We start from the raw sequence: 16,220 nt of genomic DNA on the forward strand, positions 1-16,220 counted from the left end.
AAGAAGGGGGGTTGGAGGGGGAAAGGGGGGGGTCAGGCGGGGGCCTGGGCGGGGGCCGTGCCGGTCTCCTCGGGCTGGGTGTCACCGGCCTGCGCGGCGGGCCCGCCGTCCCCGGGCCGCCGGCGCTCGCGGCGGTCCAGGCGCACCGAGTACGCGGCCACCGCCAGGGCGCCGGCCGCCAGGATCGCGCCGATCCAGTTCGGCGCGGTGTAGCCCAGGTCGTGGTCGATGGCGAAGCCGCCCAGCCAGGCGCCCACAGCGTTGCCCAGGTTGAAGGCGGCGATGTTGGCCGCCGAGGCAAGGGCCGGGGCGCCGTCGGCCTTCTGCAGCACCCGCATCTGCAGTGCGGGCACGGTGGCGAAGCCCGCGGCGCCGAACAGGCCCAGGGTGATGGCCGCGGGCACCTGGGCGTGCGCGGTGAACACAAAGATCACCAGGACGGCGCTGAGGGCGGCAAGGGCGATCGACAGGGTGCGCATCAGGGCGCGGTCGGCCAGGCGGCCGCCGAGCACGTTGCCCGCGCACAGGCCGACGCCGAAGATGACGAGCAGCCAGCTGACCGCGCCGTCGGAGAACCCGGCGACCTTGGTCATCATCGGGGCGATGTAGGTGAAGGAGGCGAAGACCGCGCCGAAGCCGAGCGCGGTGACCGCCAGGGCCAGCCACACCTGGCCGCGGCGGAAGACGGCGATCTCGCTGCGCAGCCCGCCGGAGTCCTCGCGCGGCTGGGGCGGCACCAGGGCCAGGATGCCGAGCAGGCCCACCACGCCCAGGCCGGTGACCACCCAGAAGGTGGAGCGCCATCCGAAGTGCTGGCCCAGGAAGGTGCCCATCGGCACGCCCAGGACGTTGGCGACGGTCAGGCCGATGAACATCAGGGAGATCGCGCGGGCCTTGCGTTCGGGCGCGACCAGGTTGGCGGCGACCACCGAGCCGATGCCGAAGAACGCGCCGTGGGTCAGGGCCGCCACCAGACGGCCCGTCATCAGCAGGGCGTAGCTGCCGGCGACCGCGCACAGCAGGTTGCCCAGGATGAACACGGCCATCAGCACGGCCAGCATGGTCTTGCGCGGCAGCCGGGTCCCGGCGGCGGTCATCAGCGGGGCCCCGACGACCACACCGAGCGCGTAGCCGGTCACCAGCAGGCCGGCGGAGGGGATCGAGACGCTGAGGTCGTCGGCGACCTCCTCCAGCAGGCCCACGATCACGAACTCCGTGGTGCCGATGCCGAAGGCGCCTAAAGCCAGCGCCAAAAGGGCGATGGGCATCTTCTAACTCTCCTTGTCGTGGTGGTGCCAGGTGTGGGTGCGCACACCGCGTCCCGGGTGGTCCTCGAGCAGGGCCCGCAGGCGTCTGCGGCCGCGGTGCAGCCGGGAGTTGACGGTGCCGGAGGGAATGCCGACGGCCGCGGCGATCTCCTCGTAGCGCAGGCCCTCGACATCGGCGAGGTAGACCACGATCCGCAGCGCGGCGGGCAGGGAGCGCATCGCCTGGCTGATCGCCGCATCCGGGATGCGGTCGACGACCTGGGCCTCCACCGAGGCGAGCCCGGCGGAGGTGTGGGAGGCGGCGCCCGCCTGCTGCCAGTCCTCGATGTCGGGCACCGGCGCGAAGTGCGGCCTGCTCTTCTGGCGCCGGTAGGAGGTGAGGAAGGCGTTGGTCAGGATGCGCGACAGCCAGGCCCCCAGGCTCGTGCCGGGGCGGAACTGGTGGAACCCGCGGTAGGCGCGGGTGTAGGTCTCCTGCACCAGGTCCTCGGCATCGGCCCGGTTGCGGGTCAGCCGCAGCGCGTAGGCGTACAGGCGGGCCCGGTGGGCCAGCGCGTCGCGTTCGAAGCGGGCCGTGCGCTGCTCGGCCGTCTCCGCCCCCGGCGCTGCGAGGCCGGGGCTGGGGCTGGGCGGGGCCTTCGCCGCCCGCACCGCATACCAAGGGCCCGGCGGCCCCGCGGGGCGGCTCGGGCTGGACAGGGTGCTGGTGCCGCTGCGGGCCGCGGCGGACGCGGGCTGCGGTTCCATGGGGCGTTTCCTTCGGTACGGGGGCAAAGGGGCGACTGCTGGAAGAAGAGGCGAAGGACGGGCGCAGGAGAGGGAGAGGGGGCGGTGCGTCCCCGGCGGGGGAGACTCAGGACGCACCGCCGGTCTGGTGTCCCGCGGCGGGCCACGGCGCGCACTCCCCCGCCCTTGTCCGCTCCCCCGCGTGCGGGGGTGGCGGTGCGGGAGGGGGGCGGCGGGCCGGGGGCCGCTACTGGGGGTGGCCGTGCTCGATGGTGTCGGCGACGTGCTGCCAGGCTCTGGCGCATTCGGCGGCGGCCGCCGCGACCATGCCCGCCCGGTAGGACGGCACACAGGCGGTGATGCGTCTGAACTGGGCGGGCAGATGCATCTCCAGCAGGCGCAGCAGCAGCCGTCCCGTCTCGCTCTGGCGCAGCGAGGGGTCCTTGCACAGGCTGGTGAAGACCCGCTCCAGGCCCGGCCCGGAGCCCGCGGTGCGCACTGCGGGCTGCGGGCGCACCGGCACGTGCGGTGCGCTGCGTTCGCGCCCGCCGGGCACCGGGCCGGCCGGGCCGGGTGCGGGCTCGGGGGCGGCGGATGCGGCGGGTGCGGCGGGTTCGGGGGTGCGCAGGGCCGGGGGCAGGGGGTCCTCGCCGCGCTCGAGGCGGGCGCGGACATCGCGCACGGTGCCCGGGGAGATGCCCGCGCGGCGCGCGATGTGGCGCAGCGAGGCCTGCGGTTCGGCGCTGATGAGGCGGCTGGCCGCCCGGCGTCCGGCCACCGGGTCCACGGGGCGGAACTTGCCGTCCTGGCCCACGCGCACCTGGGGGGCCGCCTCGGGCGGCATGCCGCGCCGGCGCAGGGCGGCGACCGTTTTGGGGTCCAGGCCCGCGACCGCGGCGATGGCCCGGTCCGACCACTGGGCGTGCGTGATGATGATGCGGGCGGCGGCCGCGGCGCGTTCGGCCAGGGTCAGCGGCATGCCGTGGGCGATGTTGCTCTCCACGGCGAGGACGAAGGCGTCTTCGGTGCTGCCGTCGAAGTAGGTGACCTCCACCAGGTCGCGCTGCTGCATCAGTGCCGCGCGCAGCCGGTGCATGCCGTCGATGACCCGCATCGTCTCGCGGTGCACCAGGATCGGCGGCAGCACCGCGCCGCAGGCGCCCAGGGTCCGCGCGTGCTGGAGGTTCTCCCCGATGCGCGGTGAGTCGGCCGGGCGCAGGATGCCGATGGGCACCTGGTGCACGGACCGGTCCAGGGCCGCCTCGACACCGGGGGCCGCCGCGCCGGGCGGGTCCGGCGGCTCCAGCAGGTTTGACCGGTGGCCGAAGCCGGGGTGTTCTGGGGGGTTGACGCCCATGCTCGGTGCACCTCCTCCACAAGGGGGTCGAAACCGGCGTCGGCGGTGCGCGCGAGGCGGCCCGCCGCCGGCGCGGGGGATGCCCCGGCCAGCACCCCCTGACCGTACATAGCTGTCGTTCGGTTCTTCCGCCGCCTGCGGGTGCCGCGGCGCGATATGGGCAAGTCCCGCGGCCGGGGCGGGGCCGGGGTGTGCAACCGGGGAGTTTCCGCGGTTGCACACCCCGGGCGGGGGCGGCCCCCGGGTGCGGCCCGGGGGCCCGGCCTGGCGCGGGGGGTCAGGCCGCGGAGGCCAGCGAGTGCTGGGCCACGAAGTCGCGCAGCCAGGCGCGGAATTCCGGGCCCAGGTCCTCGCGCTCCCAGGCCAGGCGCACGGTGGCGCGCAGGTAGTCCGAGCGGTCGCCGGTGTCGTAGCGACGGCCGCGGAAGACCACGCCGTGCACGGGGCCGGCCGATGCGGTCGCGGCCAGGGTGCGCAGGGCGTCGGTGAGCTGGATCTCGCCGCCGCGGCCGGGGTCGGTGGTGCGCAGGGCCGGGAAGATCTCCGGGGCCAGGACGTAGCGGCCGATGACCGCGTAGTTGCTGGGGGCGGTGCCCGGCTCCGGTTTTTCCACCAGGTCGGCGATGGCCACCACGTCGCCGCGGGCGCCGGGGTGCAGGCGGGCGCAGCCGTACAGGTGGGTCTGGGCGGGGTCGACCTCCATCAGGGCCACCACGCTGCCGCCGTGCTGGGCCTGGACCTGGGCCATCTGGGCGAGCAGGGGGTCGCGCGGGTCGATGAGGTCATCGCCGAGGAGGACCGCGAAGGGCTCGGCGCCCACGTGCCGGGCCGCGCACAGCACGGCGTGGCCCAGGCCGCGCGGGTCGCCCTGGCGGATGTAGTGGATGTCGGCGAGGTCCGTGGGGGCGCTGACCCGCTGCAGGCGGTCGGCGTCGCCCTTGCGGCGCAGGGTTTCCTCCAGCTCGTGATTGCGGTCGAAATGGTCCTCCAGCGGCCGCTTGTTGCGCCCGGTCACCATGAGGATGTCGGACATTCCTGCGGACACCGCTTCCTCGACGACGTATTGGATAGCGGGTTTGTCCACGACCGGAAGCATTTCCTTGGGCGTGGCCTTGGTCGCCGGGAGGAATCGGGTGCCCAGGCCCGCGACGGGAACAACTGCCTTGGTAATACCGACAGACGCGACATTCATGGGATTCACGCTAGGGGCGCCTTACCGGGCGCGGAAGCAATAGGGGGCGCGGGGCGGCGACTTCGGCAATTGTGCGGGGCGCTGTTGTGGTGGGTGTTCTCCCGGCCCGTCTAGACTGCGCTGCTGAAGGGGAATGCCGGCGGGCGGGCACGAGTGCGGGAGCGGGTACGACGTGAGGGCTGAAACGGCCGGGCGGCGCGGCGGGCAGCAGGTGCCCTCCCTGGAGCTGGCGCAGCTCGCGGCGCGGCTGTGTGCCGCGCTGGATGCCGCCACCAACAGCAGGGTGGCCCAGCACGGGCTGACCCGGGCGGACTACGACGTGCTGGCCGCGCTGCGCGGCGCGGGCGGTGAGCTGCGGCTCAAGCCCACCGAGCTGGCGGTGCGCTGCCGGCTCTCCTCGGGCGGCACCAGCAATGTGCTGCGCCGGATGTCGGAGTCGGGCTATGTGGTGCGCGAGGCCGACCTGGCCGACGGGCGCAGCGCCTGGGCCCAGCTGACCGAGGAGGGCCTGCTGATCACTTCGCGGATCCAGGACGGGGTCGCGGCCGTGCAGGAGCGCCGTCTTGCGCTGCTGCCGCCGGGCGCGGTGGACGCGCTGTCGGCGCTGCTCGCCCAGGCCGCCGAGGTCCTCGAAGCCCCCGAATAACACCCGGCGTTCAGGCCGGTACGCGGCTGCGGGCGTGCAGGGTGGAGACCGCGCGCACCAGGCGGGCGGCGTCGGGGACGCCCTCGGTGCGCCAGGAGCCGATGACCAGGGTCGGCACGGTGTGGATCCGGTGGGTGCGCCGGGCCTCCTCCTGGGTGGCGCGGTGGTGTTCGGCCGCCTCCGAAGAGGCGGTCCAGGACGTGAACCGCCAGGGGTCCAGGCCGCTCTCGCCGGCCAGGGCGGCCAGGGTGTCCAGGTCGGCGATGTCCTGGTCGTGGTGGAAGTAGGCGTCGAAGACGGCCGTGTCGTAGGCGTGTCCGGCGCCGTGGCGCCAGGCGAAGGTGTGCCCGTGCATGGCCAGGTCGGTGCGCGGCAGCGGCCTGGAGGGGGCGGTGGTGAAGGGCACGCCGAGCCGGTCGGCCATGGGCACCACGGAGTTCTCCCAGACGCCTTGCGGATAGTCCTTCTTGCCGCCGGCCGGTATGCCCCCGGGGTGCAGTTCGTAGGGGCGCCAGCGCACGGCGTGGTCCTGGGCGAGGCCGGTATCGGCGATCACTTTGCCCGTCATGACGGAGAAGGGGCACAGATAGTCGAACCAGACGTCGATGGTGAGGGACATCAGGACTCCTTACACAAAAACAAAAGCAGGAGGGGCGTCCCGGTTTCCCCGGGGCGGCGCCGCGGGCTGCGGCGGCGCCCCGGGGGCAAGCCGGTGCCGGGTGCCACGGCCCGCGGCCCGGGTGCCGGAAGAAGAGCGAGGTGGCGGGTGCCGCGGGGCGGGGCGACGAAAGTGCGGTGTGGCGGGAGGCTGTTGTCGCACGAGAGGGGGGTGGGCGGGAGGGGGATATGAGGGGGCGGGGGTGGTCTCAGGCGGGGTGCGGGGCGGCCCCGGCCGGGGCGGGGGGCCGGCAGATGACGACGTCGTCGAGGACGGCGATGAGACGCGGCAGCGCGCCCGCAGCCCCGGCCGCGGTGAGGCCGGCCAGGTCGGTGAGGGGGTGGATGGCGATGGCCAGGCGGCAGGTTTCGGTGGTGGCGTCGGCGTGGTGGGTGCGCAGGCCCAGGAGCAGGCCCAGGGCCTGCCCGGCGGGCCGGGGGCCGGGCGCGGCCAGGGCGAGTTCCTCGATGCTCACGCGCTCCAGTGCCCGCCCGGGCGCCTGGGCGGGGAGCCAGGCGGCCAGGGCGCGTTCGAGGCGGTCGAAGGGGATGGCCAGGGCGGTGCAGGTCACCGGGTCGCTCCGTGGCGGCACACGCAGAACCAGTAGAAGCTGTGGCCGGTCAGGCTCAGCTGATAGGGGCGCGGGCCGATCGGGGGGAAGGTGGTCTGGCCGGTGACCTCCACCGGGACGACGCCGTTGTAGGCGCGCAGGTCGAGTTCGACCGGCTGGGGGTGGCGCGAGAGGTTGTTGACGCACAGCATCTCGGTGGGGTGGCCGTCCTCGTCGAAGTGGCGGCGCACATAGGCAAGCACGGCGGCGTTGGAGGTGGGTATCTCCTCGAAGTCGCCCAGGCCGAAGGCCTTGTGGTGGCGGCGCCGGGCGGCCAGCATGCGGCGCGTCCAGCGCAGCAGGGAGGCGCGGTTGTCGCGCTGGCTCTCCACGTTGACGGCCGGGTAGCCGTAGACGGGGCCCAGGTTGGTGGGCAGGGTCAGGCTGGCCGGGTCGCCCTCGGAGAACCCGGCGTTGCGGTCGGGTGTCCACTGCATGGGGGTGCGCACCGCGTCGCGGTCGCCGAGCCAGATGTTGTCGCCCATGCCGATCTCGTCGCCGTAGTAGAGGATCGGCGAGCCGGGCAGGGACAGCAGCAGCGCGGTGAACAGCTCGATCTGGTCGCGGTCGTTCTCCAGCAGCGGCGCCAGGCGCCGGCGGATGCCGATGTTGGCGCGCATGCGCGGGTCCTTGGCGTACTCCGCGTACATGTAGTCGCGTTCCTCGTCGGTGACCGTCTCCAGGGTCAGCTCGTCGTGGTTGCGCAGGAACAGGCCCCACTGGCAGGCGGCGGGGAGTTTGGGGGTCTTGGCGAGGATCTCGGAGACGGGGAACTTCGATTCCTTGCGCACGGCCATGAACAGGCGCGGCATGAGCGGGAAGTGGAAGGCCATGTGGCATTCGTCGCCGCCGCGTTCGTAGTCGCCGAAGTAGTCCACGACGTCCTCGGGCCACTGGTTGGCCTCGGCCAGCAGGATCCGGCCGGGGTAGTGGGTGTCGATGACCTCGCGCACCCGGCGCAGGAAGGCGTGGGTCTCGGGCAGGTTCTCGCAGTTGGTGCCCTCGGCCGCGTACAGGTAGGGCACGGCGTCCAGGCGGAAGCCGTCGATGCCCATGTCCAGCCAGAAGCGCAGGGCGGAGATGATCTCGTCCTGGACGGCCGGGTTGTCGAAGTTCAGATCGGGCTGGTGGGAGAAGAAGCGGTGCCAGTAGTACTGCTTGCGCACCGGGTCGAAGGTCCAGTTGGAGGTTTCGGTGTCGACGAAGATGATGCGGGCGTCGGGGTACTTCTCGTCGTCGTCGGCCCACACGTAGTAGTCGCCGTAGGGGCCCTGGGGGTCGGCGCGCGAGGCCTTGAACCAGGCGTGCTGGTCGCTGGTGTGGTTCATCACGAAGTCGGTGATGATGCGCAGGCCGCGCGCGTGGGCGGCCTCAAGCAGGGCGCGGAAGTCCTCCAGGGTGCCGAACTCGGGCTGCACCGCGCGGTAGTCGGACACGTCGTAGCCGCCGTCGCGCAGCGGCGACTGGAAGAACGGCGGCAGCCACAGGCAGTCCACGCCCAGCCACTGCAGATAGTCCAGCTGGGAGGTGAGTCCCTTCAGGTCGCCGACGCCGTCGCCGTCGCTGTCCTTGAAGGAGCGGACCAGCACCTCGTAGAAGACGGCCCGCTTGTACCAGTCGGGGGTGTCGGTCACCGCTTTGGTGGACGGGGTGACGGGCACGGGCGCGCGCCGGGCGGTGGTGGCTTCGGCCTGGTCGGTGCTCAAGGGTTCCTCCAGGTGACGATGCGGGTCCCGGAGTGCTCCGGGCGGTTCGAAAAAAGAGGGGGCGTCGCTGAGCGGGTGTGCCGCGCGCGGCGCCCCCGGTTTTTCACCTCGTGTACGCGGGGGTGGTGGCGGGCGCGTGGGGGGGGGTGGGGCGGCGCGGCAGGGGGCTCAGCGGGGGCCGGGGGCCGGGGCGGCGCGGGCGGTGCGGGGGCCGCCTGCCAGGGCGCGGGGCGCCAGGGGGCGGGGCGCCAGGGGGCGGGCGGGGCCGGGGGGCGGGGCGCGGTCAGGGGCGGCGGGGCCGCTCATCGTCCACCCCCTTTGGGCGGTCGTCGTTGACCTGGCAAGGGTTTCAGCATTCTGAGGCCTTCCGGCGCGGGCAAGGAATGGCCTTTCATCCCGGCAAGTTGCCCAAGTCGGGTATTGCCTGGAGGAATTGCCGGGGCGTGTTCGCGGTGTTTCGCGGACACCGCGAGCAGGCGCATCGCGGGCTTTTCCACCGCGTGGTGGAGCAGCGCGGCAAGCAGCAGGCTCACCGCGAAGGCGCCGGCCAGCACGAGCAGGGCGATGGGGGTGCTGAACGCGGGCCGTCCCAGCGCCTGGTGGCCGTGGATGAGGACCAGGCGGTGCACCAGGTACAGCGCGAAGGACAGCTCGCCCAGGCGCACCCAGGCGGGCCCGGCCGCCCGGGTGGGGCGCCCGGTGGCGTCGGCGTGGGCCAGGGCGCCGATCAGCAGGGCGATCGGCACGACGGTGGCGGCCACCAGACTGGCCAGGTAGGGCAGCTGGGTGGCCAGCACGTAGCCGGCGCCGAGCAGCAGGGCCGCGGGCAGCGGGCGCGGGCCCCTGAAGCGGCCCTCGCGCACGATCCGGGCCACGACCATGCCCAGCGCGAACTCCGCCGCGCGCACCGGCGGGAAGACGTACAGCAGCCAGTACTGCCACTGGCCGGTGGTGCCGTCGGGCAGGACCAGGGCCGGGGTGTCGGGCAGCAGCGCGACGGCGGCGGGCAGGGCCGTCACCACCCCCGCCAGGCCCGCGGCCACCGGTGCCAGGGCGCGGGCGGGCAGCGCGCGCAGAGCCCGCCACAGCAGCGGGAAGGCCAGGTAGAACAGCAGCTCGCAGGAGAGCGACCAGCTGACCGGGTTGCCGCTGACGTACAGGTGGGGCTGGGGGAAGAACGACTGCAGCAGCGTCACGTTGACCGCCACCGCGCCGGGGTCGAGGGCGGATCCGGTGGCGGCGAGCAGGGCGAAGGCGGCCAGGGCGCACACCAGGTGGCTGGGGTAGATCTTGGCCAGGCGGCGGCGCCAGAAGCGGCGCGCGCCGTCGGCGGGGCGGGCCGACCAGGTCAGCACGAAGCCGCTGAGCACGAAGAAGAACGACACCCCCACCCAGCCCGCCTTGGACAGGACCTCGGCCAGGCGGTGCTGGGTGGAGGTGTCGGCGAAGAAGCCCGCGAAGGAGGCGTGGAAGGCGAACACCGAGGCGGCGGCGGCGAAGCGCATGCCGGTCAGGGAGGGCAGGCGGTGCGGGCGGACGACAGCGACGGCGGCGGCCATGGAAGAACACTCCTGGGCGGTCACGGCACGGGGCGCGCCCGGCCGCGCGCGGGGCCGGGCGGCCGGGCGCGGCTGCTCCGGTCCGCGCCGCCGCCGGAGGCCTCCCCCGGTCCGGGGTGGTGCGCGGGGCACGGCGGGGCGGGGCGTGGGGTCGCGTACGGCCGGGGGCGGCGGTTGCGCGGGGCGGGGCAGGGCACGGGGGCCTCGGCCCGGGGGGGGCGGGGCGGTGTGCGCGGCAGGGGCTGGGCGGGGCACGGGGCGGGCGGGCACGGGGGCCTCGGCGGGGCGTGGGGCGGCGGGCACGGGCGGGCCGGGCGGTGCGCGGGGCGGCGCTGATCGCGGGGCGGGGCCGGGGGGCGGCGCTGATCGCGGGGCGGGGCCGGGGGGCGGCGCTGATCGCGGGGCGGGGCCGGGGGGCGGGGCGGTTGAAAGGGGGCCGGGGCGCGGGAGGCAGGGTGGGCGGGAATGGGGGGTGTTCTCTTCACAGGTGACCAGTGAATTCGCCGCACCCTCGTATGGATTTGGTGACTCCGTTACGACTGGGGCAAGTTGGCCGAGTCTCCCGATGCGCGCCGCCGTTTATTGCCCCCTTGCGCGAACAGCGGGTTGACTCCGAATGTCCCTGATTTCGGCCATCGGCCGGGCTATTTCTTCTCTCGCGGGGACGGATCTCATCCGACGACAGGGAGACCTCGTGTCCAAACGCATCCTGGTCGTGCTTTCCGAATACGGCTACTGGGGCGAGGAACTCGTGGGCCCAATCGAGGCTTTCGACGCACGCGGGTATCGCACCACGTTCATGACACCGCACGGCAAGCGGGCGCAGGCCCTGCCGCCCAGCCTCGATTCCGAGTACATCGACCCACCGCTGGGCCGTGCGGTCACCTCGCGGGACATGGCCCGCCGCGCGAGGGCGCTGGATGACTCCAGCCGTCTGGACAATCCCCTGAGCCTGGCGGAGATGATCCCCGAGCGCCCGTACTACAGCGCGCTGAACCACCTGCGGGAGCTGGAGAGTTACCACAGCAACCTGGCGGCGGCCGTGCAGGAGCTGCTGGGCGGTTTCGACGCGCTGGTCATCGTCGGCGGCAGCGGCCCGATCGTGGACCTGGCCAACAACGAGCGGCTGCACGAGCTGGTCCTGGCCTTCGCCCGGGCCGACAAGCCGATCCTGGCCGAGTGCTACGGCGTGGCCGCGCTCGCCTTCGCCCGGGACTGGGACGCGCGGGCCAGCCTGCTGTGGGGCAAGCACGTCACCGGTCACCCCAAGGAGTACGACTACAAGGACGGCACCGGGTTCGTGGGCGTGGACTTCAACATGGGGCCGCCGCCCTACCCGCTGGAGTACATCCTGCGCGATGCCACCGGCCCCGAGGGCGCCTTCCACGGCAACGTGGGCAAGGAGGTCTCGGTGGTCGTGGACTTCCCGTTCATCACCGCGCGTTCCACGCCGGACTCGGTGACGGCCGGGGAGATGCTCATCGAGGTCCTGGAGAACGGCCTGCGCCGCTACGGCTGGTGAGCGCCCCCGGCGATGGTGAAGGAGGAGAGGCCCATGTCCGCCAGGCCCGCCAAGGCCGCGGTGTTCGAGCAGCTGGCCGCCGAGGGTGTGCGGCATCTGTTCGGCAATCCCGGCACGGTCGAGCAGGGCCTGCTGGACCTCGCCGGTGACAGCGAGGTCGGCTATGTGCTGGCCCTGCACGAGAGCGTCGCGGTGGCCATGGCCGACGGCTACGCACGCGCCGCCCAGCGCCCCGGGGTCGTCCAGCTGCACAGCGCGGTCGGCCTGGGCAACGCGATCGGCATGCTGTACCAGGCGAAGCGCGGCGCCTCGCCGCTGGTGGTCCTCGCCGGGGAGGCTGGGGTGCGTTATGCGGCGCTGGACGCGCAGATGGCCGCCGATCTGGTGGCCATCGCAGGGCCGGTGACCAAGTACGCGGCCCGGGTCCTTGACGCCTCCTCGGTGCTGCGGGAGCTGCGCCGCGCGGTGAAGATCGCCATGACGCCGCCGCGCGGCCCGGTCCTGGTGGTGCTGCCCGCCGACGTCCTGGAACAGCCCACCGCCGAGCCGGTGGTGCCCGCCTCGGTCCCCCACACCCGGGCCGTGCCCGAGCCGGCCGCGCTGGCGCGGGCCGCCGCTCTGCTGGCGGGCGGCAGGCGGCCGCTGGTCCTGATGGGGGACGGTGTGGCCGCCAGCGGCGCCCAGCAGGCCCTGACCCGGGTCGCGGAGATGCTGGGCGCCCCGGTGTGGGGGGTGAACTCCTCGGAGGTCAACTTCGATGCCACCCACCCGCTGTTCGCCGGCCTGCTCGGGCACATGTTCGGTGCGGACAGTGCGCGGGTGGTGGCGGGCGCGGATGCGGTCCTGATCGTGGGCACCTATGTGTTCCCCGAGGTCTTCCCCCAGCTGGCCAGCCCCTTCGGCCCGGGTGCGGCGATCGTGCACATCGACGCCGACGCCTATGAGATCGCCAAGAACTTCCCCGTCGATCTGGGGCTTGCCGCCGACCCGGCCCTGGCCCTGGAGGGCCTCGCCGAGCATCTCGCCCTCCTGGCGGGCACGGCGGGGGGTGCACGCGAGCCGCAGGCCGCGCAGGCACCCGCCGCCGCCCCGGCCACGGAGCGCCCGGCAGCCGGGGCGCCTGCCCCCGGGCCCGCTGGACCGGGGCGGGCCGGGCCGGCACAAGAGGCGGGCGGGGAGGGGTCGTTGATGGAGTGCTTCGCCCGGGAACTGGCCGCCCAGGCCCCGCCCGGCCTGGTGGTGTTCGACGAGGCGCTGACCGCCTGCGCCCCGCTGCTGCGCCATCTGCCGCCGCGGCGGGCGGGCTGCTACTTCCAGACCCGCGGCGGCTCGCTGGGGGTGGGCATCCCCGGCGCGCTGGGCGTCAAACTGGCCCGCCCCGAGCTGCCGGTGGTGGCCTTCACCGGCGACGGGGCGAGCATGTACACCATCCAGGCGCTGTGGAGCGCGGCCCGCTACCGCATCGGCGCCGCGTTCGTGATCTGCAACAACCGCCGCTACCAGCTGCTGGACGACAACATCGAGCGCTACTGGGCCGAGCTGGGCATCGCCCCGCACGCCCACCCCGAGGCCTTCGACCTGTCCGGGCCGGACATCGACTTCACCGCCCTGGCCGGCGCCCTGGGCGTGCCGGGGCGGCGGGTGGACAAGCCCGGCCAGGTGCCCGGCGCCGTGCGCGCCCTGCTCGCCCACCGGGGCCCGTACCTGGTGGACCTCAACACCGCCTAGCCCCCCTCCCTCTCCTGCCCCCGCCCCCTGCTTGCGGTCCGTCACGCGCCCGCGTGCGCACCCCCGGCAAAGAGGGGGGTGGGGGCGGCAAGTCCTAGTGGAGCCCAAGGAGCCTGCCCATGTCCCTTGTGCGGACCCCTCCCGCCGAGCACACCGCCCGCGCGGCGATCGGCCAGCTGGCCAGCGACTGGTACCGGGCGCTGGACCGGCACGATCCGCTGCCGGTGCTGACCGCGCTGGTCACCGACGACGTGGTCCTGCACCTGCCCGAGGGCGCGGTGCACGGCCACAGCGGCCTGGCCCAGTGGTACGAGGCCGTCACCCACCGCTTCTTCGACGAGGAGCACACCCTCACCTCGCTGGAGGTGCGCCCGGCCGCGGGCCCCTGCGCGGAGGTGGACCTCGTCGTCAACTGGCAGACCAAGGTGTGGCAGGCGCCCGCCGCGCGCAGCACCTGGCTGGGTTTCGATGCCCACCAGCGCTGGACGGTGGCCCACGACGGCGCCCGCTGGCGCATCCGCACCTACACCGTCACCGCGCTGGCCCCGATGCCCGGCTCGCCGGCGCTGTAACCGCGCCCGGCCCCCGGGCCGCGGCCCCACTTTCGTGTCGTTGCCACGCCCCCTATGACTTCGGGATCGTCCACATGGGAATCGTCAAACCCCTGCCCACCGGCCGGCTCGCCGGCAAGCGCCTTGGCATCCTGCTGGAAAGCGGCTACGTCGAGGAGGAGATCGCCTACTACCAGCGCCGCTTCGCCGAGGACGGGGCCGAGGTGACGCTGCTGACCCGGCTGTGGGGACTGTCGTCGATCACCTTCACCGGCCAGGGCCACCAGGCGCCGCTCACCGTCGAGGGCGACCTGGAGGCGGTCGACTTCCACGAACTGCTGCAGTACTCGGCGCTGATCGTGCCCTCGGGGCTGGTCGCCGAGCGGCTGCGCTACAGCGAGGACGTGGAGCAGATCTCGCCCGCCCTGGAGCTGCTGCGCCGCGCCTTTCGGGTGCCCAGTGTCCTCAAGGCGTTCTCCTGCCACGGTCTGCAACTGCTCTCGGCCGCCCCCGAGCTGCTCCGCGACCGGCCGGTGACCTGCCACAACAACGTGGCCGGCGATGTGCGCAACATGGGCGCGGTCTACCTCAACCAGGACCTGGTCGTGGACCGCGACCTGATCACCTCGCGCACGGTCGAGCACTGCCATCTGCTGGCCCGCACCGTCATCGAGCGCCTGGACATCCCGGCAAGGGCGGCCGCATGAGCGCGCCCGCCCTGCCGTTCTCCTTCTCCGACCTGAGCACCGGCTACGTCACCGGCCGGCTCGCCAACCGCTTCACGCTCACCACCCCCGACGGCCGCGAGGTGCTGATCCATCTGAGCGCGGCCACCACCGGCCAGCGCCTGCGCAACCTCGGCGAGCCCTACCAGGACGTGAGCGGGCAGCTGGCCGAGCTGCTCACCCCGGGCACCTACGTGTTCGTCTACGGGCCTATCTACCCCACGGAGGCGGGCCTGTTCTTCCAGGCCGACCGGGTGGTCATCGCCGGCGGGGCGGGCGCGGTGCCGCCCTGGCAGCAGCGCGGCTGGTGGACGCGCCAGCTCACGGAGCTGGCCTGCTTCTACCGGCGCTCGCAGTTCGGCGCGGGCGCGGTGGACTTCGCCGAGTACCGCACCGAGATCCACGGCAGCGGCCACAAGACCACCCAGCACATCCAGGAGACCGACACCCTCTCCCGCCTGGTCTACGGCATGGCCAGCGCCTACCTGCTCACCGGCAACGAGGACTTCCTGGACGTCGCCGAGCGCGGCTCGCGCTATCTGCACGAGCACCTGCGCTTTCACGACGCGGACGAGGGCATCGTGTACTGGTACCACGGCGTGGACGTGGCCGGGCCGGTGGAACGCAAGCTGTTCGCCTCGGAGTTCGGCGACGACTACCGCGCCCTGCCCGCCTACGAGCAGATCTACGCGCTGGTCGGGCTGACCCAGACCTACCGCATCACCGGTGACGCGCTGATCAAGCAGGACATCGAGGGGACCGTCAAGCTCTTCGACACCGCCTTCGCCGACCCGCGCCTGGGCGGCTACTTCTCCCACATCGACCCGGTCACCCTCAGCCCCCACCACGACAGCCTGGGCCCCAACCGCTCGCGCAAGAACTGGAACTCGGTGGGCGACCACGCCCCCGCCTACCTGATCAACCTGTACCTGGCCACCGGCGAGGAACGCTACCGGCGCATGCTCGAGCACACCTTCGACATGATCGTCACCCATCTGCCCGACCGCTCCCGCGACCCGAGCGTCTTCGTCAACGAGCGCTTCCACGCCGACTGGACCCCCGACCACGACTGGGGCTGGCAGCAGAACCGCGCGGTCGTCGGCCACAACCTGAAGATCGTGTGGAACCTGATGCGGATGCACGCCGCCCTGCCCAAACGCGAATACCGCCAGCTCGCCGAGCAGCTGGCCGCCGCGTTGCCGCCGGTGGGCCGCGACGGGCAGCGCGGGGGCTGGTACGACGTCCTGGAACGCGAGGCCGAGGACGGCCGGCACGCCTTCGCCTGGCACGACCGCAAGACCTGGTGGCAGCAGGAGCAGGCCATCCTCGCCTACCTCGTCCTGGCCGGCGCCACCGGCCAGGACACCTACACCCGCCACGCGGACGAGGCGGCCGCCTTCTACAACGCCTTCTTCCTCGACCACGACGAAGGCGGCGTCCACTTCACCGTCCTGGCCAGCGGCATCCCCTACCTGCTGGGCAACGAACGCCTCAAGGGCAGCCACGCCATGGCGATGTACCACAAGGCCGAACTGTGCTACCTCGCCGAGGTCTACACCCGGCTGCTGGTGCGCGGCGAGCCGCTGGACTTGTGGTTCAAGCCGCACGCCGACGCCGACTTCCCCGACGGCCTGCTGCGGGTGGCCCCCGACCTGCTGCCGCCCGGGCGCGCCGAGATCGAGCACGTCCTGATCGACGGCGCGCCCTTTGACGGCTTCGACGCCGCCGAGATGACCGTGCGCCTGCCCCGGCGCAGCCGGCGCGTGACCGTCCAGGTCCGCCTGCGCCCCACCCGCCCCTGACCCCCGCCCCCGCTGTCCTTCCTGCTGTCCTTCCTGCTGTTCTTCCTGCTGTTCCTCCTGCTGTTCTTCCTGCTCTTTCCGTGCCGCCGGGCGCCGCTGCACACCCCGCCCGCCTGCCTTGTCCGCTGCTGATTTCGTCCGTACCGCGATGAGCGACCCCAAAGGGATGA

The 16,220-nt window shown here is 73.3% G+C and carries 14 protein-coding genes; 6 read left to right on the forward strand and 8 right to left on the reverse strand.

What is annotated here, in order from left to right:
- Window positions 1–32 precede the first annotated feature (32 nt).
- The 4 genes from MQV74_RS00460 to galU form a co-directional block, all read right to left on the reverse strand.
- Window positions 33–1,268 (reverse strand): MFS transporter, encoded by a 1,236-nt coding sequence (locus MQV74_RS00460; protein ID WP_242713993.1) that lies wholly within the window; start codon window positions 1,266–1,268, stop codon window positions 33–35.
- Between the two features lie 3 nt (window positions 1,269–1,271).
- Entirely contained in the window at window positions 1,272–2,015 is a 744-nt protein-coding gene (locus MQV74_RS00465; RefSeq protein WP_242713994.1) for a sigma-70 family RNA polymerase sigma factor, read from the reverse strand.
- A 226-nt stretch (window positions 2,016–2,241) separates the two neighbouring features.
- Entirely contained in the window at window positions 2,242–3,351 is a 1,110-nt protein-coding gene (locus MQV74_RS00470; RefSeq protein WP_242713995.1) for a ParB/RepB/Spo0J family partition protein, read from the reverse strand.
- 277 nt (window positions 3,352–3,628) lie between these two features.
- The gene (galU, locus tag MQV74_RS00475; protein ID WP_242713996.1) at window positions 3,629–4,543 is read right to left on the reverse strand and encodes a UTP--glucose-1-phosphate uridylyltransferase GalU; all 915 of its coding nucleotides are present in this window, start codon (window positions 4,541–4,543) and stop codon (window positions 3,629–3,631) included.
- A 172-nt stretch (window positions 4,544–4,715) separates the two neighbouring features.
- Here galU and MQV74_RS00480 point away from each other — a divergent pair, with 172 nt between their 5' ends.
- Window positions 4,716–5,189, forward strand: a complete 474-nt coding sequence (locus MQV74_RS00480; protein WP_242713997.1) for a MarR family winged helix-turn-helix transcriptional regulator — start codon at window positions 4,716–4,718, stop codon at window positions 5,187–5,189.
- 10 nt (window positions 5,190–5,199) lie between these two features.
- On the opposite strand, the gene MQV74_RS00485 is transcribed toward MQV74_RS00480, so the two are convergent.
- From MQV74_RS00485 to MQV74_RS00500, 4 genes are all read right to left on the reverse strand, one after another.
- Window positions 5,200–5,808: a DsbA family oxidoreductase gene (locus MQV74_RS00485; protein ID WP_242713998.1), complete on the reverse strand. Its 609-nt coding sequence runs from the start codon at window positions 5,806–5,808 to the stop codon at window positions 5,200–5,202.
- A 247-nt stretch (window positions 5,809–6,055) separates the two neighbouring features.
- Window positions 6,056–6,418, reverse strand: coding sequence for a hypothetical protein (locus tag MQV74_RS00490; RefSeq protein WP_242713999.1), 363 nt, complete (start codon window positions 6,416–6,418; stop codon window positions 6,056–6,058).
- Window positions 6,415–8,118: a maltose alpha-D-glucosyltransferase gene (treS, locus tag MQV74_RS00495; protein ID WP_242728463.1), complete on the reverse strand. Its 1,704-nt coding sequence runs from the start codon at window positions 8,116–8,118 to the stop codon at window positions 6,415–6,417. The genes MQV74_RS00490 and treS overlap by 4 nt, the downstream gene beginning before the upstream one ends.
- 347 nt (window positions 8,119–8,465) lie before the next feature.
- Window positions 8,466–9,722 (reverse strand): acyltransferase family protein, encoded by a 1,257-nt coding sequence (locus MQV74_RS00500; protein ID WP_242714000.1) that lies wholly within the window; start codon window positions 9,720–9,722, stop codon window positions 8,466–8,468.
- A gap of 694 nt (window positions 9,723–10,416) precedes the next feature.
- Between MQV74_RS00500 and MQV74_RS00505 the strand changes: the two genes are divergently transcribed.
- From MQV74_RS00505 to MQV74_RS00525, 5 genes are all read left to right on the forward strand, one after another.
- The gene (locus MQV74_RS00505) at window positions 10,417–11,244 is read left to right on the forward strand and encodes a type 1 glutamine amidotransferase domain-containing protein (RefSeq protein ID WP_242714001.1); all 828 of its coding nucleotides are present in this window, start codon (window positions 10,417–10,419) and stop codon (window positions 11,242–11,244) included.
- Between the two features lie 33 nt (window positions 11,245–11,277).
- Entirely contained in the window at window positions 11,278–12,972 is a 1,695-nt protein-coding gene (locus MQV74_RS00510) for a thiamine pyrophosphate-binding protein (RefSeq protein ID WP_242714002.1), read from the forward strand.
- Between the two features lie 119 nt (window positions 12,973–13,091).
- Window positions 13,092–13,544, forward strand: coding sequence for a nuclear transport factor 2 family protein (locus tag MQV74_RS00515; RefSeq protein WP_242714003.1), 453 nt, complete (start codon window positions 13,092–13,094; stop codon window positions 13,542–13,544).
- Window positions 13,545–13,618: 74 nt separating this feature from the next.
- A complete protein-coding gene (locus MQV74_RS00520; RefSeq protein WP_138957352.1) occupies window positions 13,619–14,230 on the forward strand; it encodes a DJ-1/PfpI family protein in 612 nt (203 codons plus the stop codon).
- Window positions 14,227–16,050: an AGE family epimerase/isomerase gene (locus MQV74_RS00525; protein WP_242714004.1), complete on the forward strand. Its 1,824-nt coding sequence runs from the start codon at window positions 14,227–14,229 to the stop codon at window positions 16,048–16,050. Before MQV74_RS00520 ends, MQV74_RS00525 begins: the two co-directional genes overlap by 4 nt.
- Window positions 16,051–16,220: the final 170 nt, after the last annotated feature.

It is taken from the genome of Streptomyces sp. AN091965, assembly GCF_022698285.1.
GTDB lineage: Bacteria > Actinomycetota > Actinomycetes > Streptomycetales > Streptomycetaceae > Streptomyces.

What these genes read in the sequence shown, in the direction of transcription:
- MQV74_RS00520 (WP_138957352.1), top strand. Translation starts at nt 13,619, where the DNA reads ATGGGAATCGTCAAACCCCTGCCCACCGGCCGGCTCGCCGGCAAGCGC.
- MQV74_RS00460 (WP_242713993.1), bottom strand. Translation starts at nt 1,268, where the DNA reads ATGCCCATCGCCCTTTTGGCGCTGGCTTTAGGCGCCTTCGGCATCGGC.
- MQV74_RS00485 (WP_242713998.1), bottom strand. Translation starts at nt 5,808, where the DNA reads ATGTCCCTCACCATCGACGTCTGGTTCGACTATCTGTGCCCCTTCTCC.
- MQV74_RS00510 (WP_242714002.1), top strand. Translation starts at nt 11,278, where the DNA reads ATGTCCGCCAGGCCCGCCAAGGCCGCGGTGTTCGAGCAGCTGGCCGCC.
- galU (WP_242713996.1), bottom strand. Translation starts at nt 4,543, where the DNA reads ATGAATGTCGCGTCTGTCGGTATTACCAAGGCAGTTGTTCCCGTCGCG.
- MQV74_RS00470 (WP_242713995.1), bottom strand. Translation starts at nt 3,351, where the DNA reads ATGGGCGTCAACCCCCCAGAACACCCCGGCTTCGGCCACCGGTCAAAC.
- MQV74_RS00465 (WP_242713994.1), bottom strand. Translation starts at nt 2,015, where the DNA reads ATGGAACCGCAGCCCGCGTCCGCCGCGGCCCGCAGCGGCACCAGCACC.
- MQV74_RS00525 (WP_242714004.1), top strand. Translation starts at nt 14,227, where the DNA reads ATGAGCGCGCCCGCCCTGCCGTTCTCCTTCTCCGACCTGAGCACCGGC.
- MQV74_RS00500 (WP_242714000.1), bottom strand. Translation starts at nt 9,722, where the DNA reads ATGGCCGCCGCCGTCGCTGTCGTCCGCCCGCACCGCCTGCCCTCCCTG.
- MQV74_RS00515 (WP_242714003.1), top strand. Translation starts at nt 13,092, where the DNA reads ATGTCCCTTGTGCGGACCCCTCCCGCCGAGCACACCGCCCGCGCGGCG.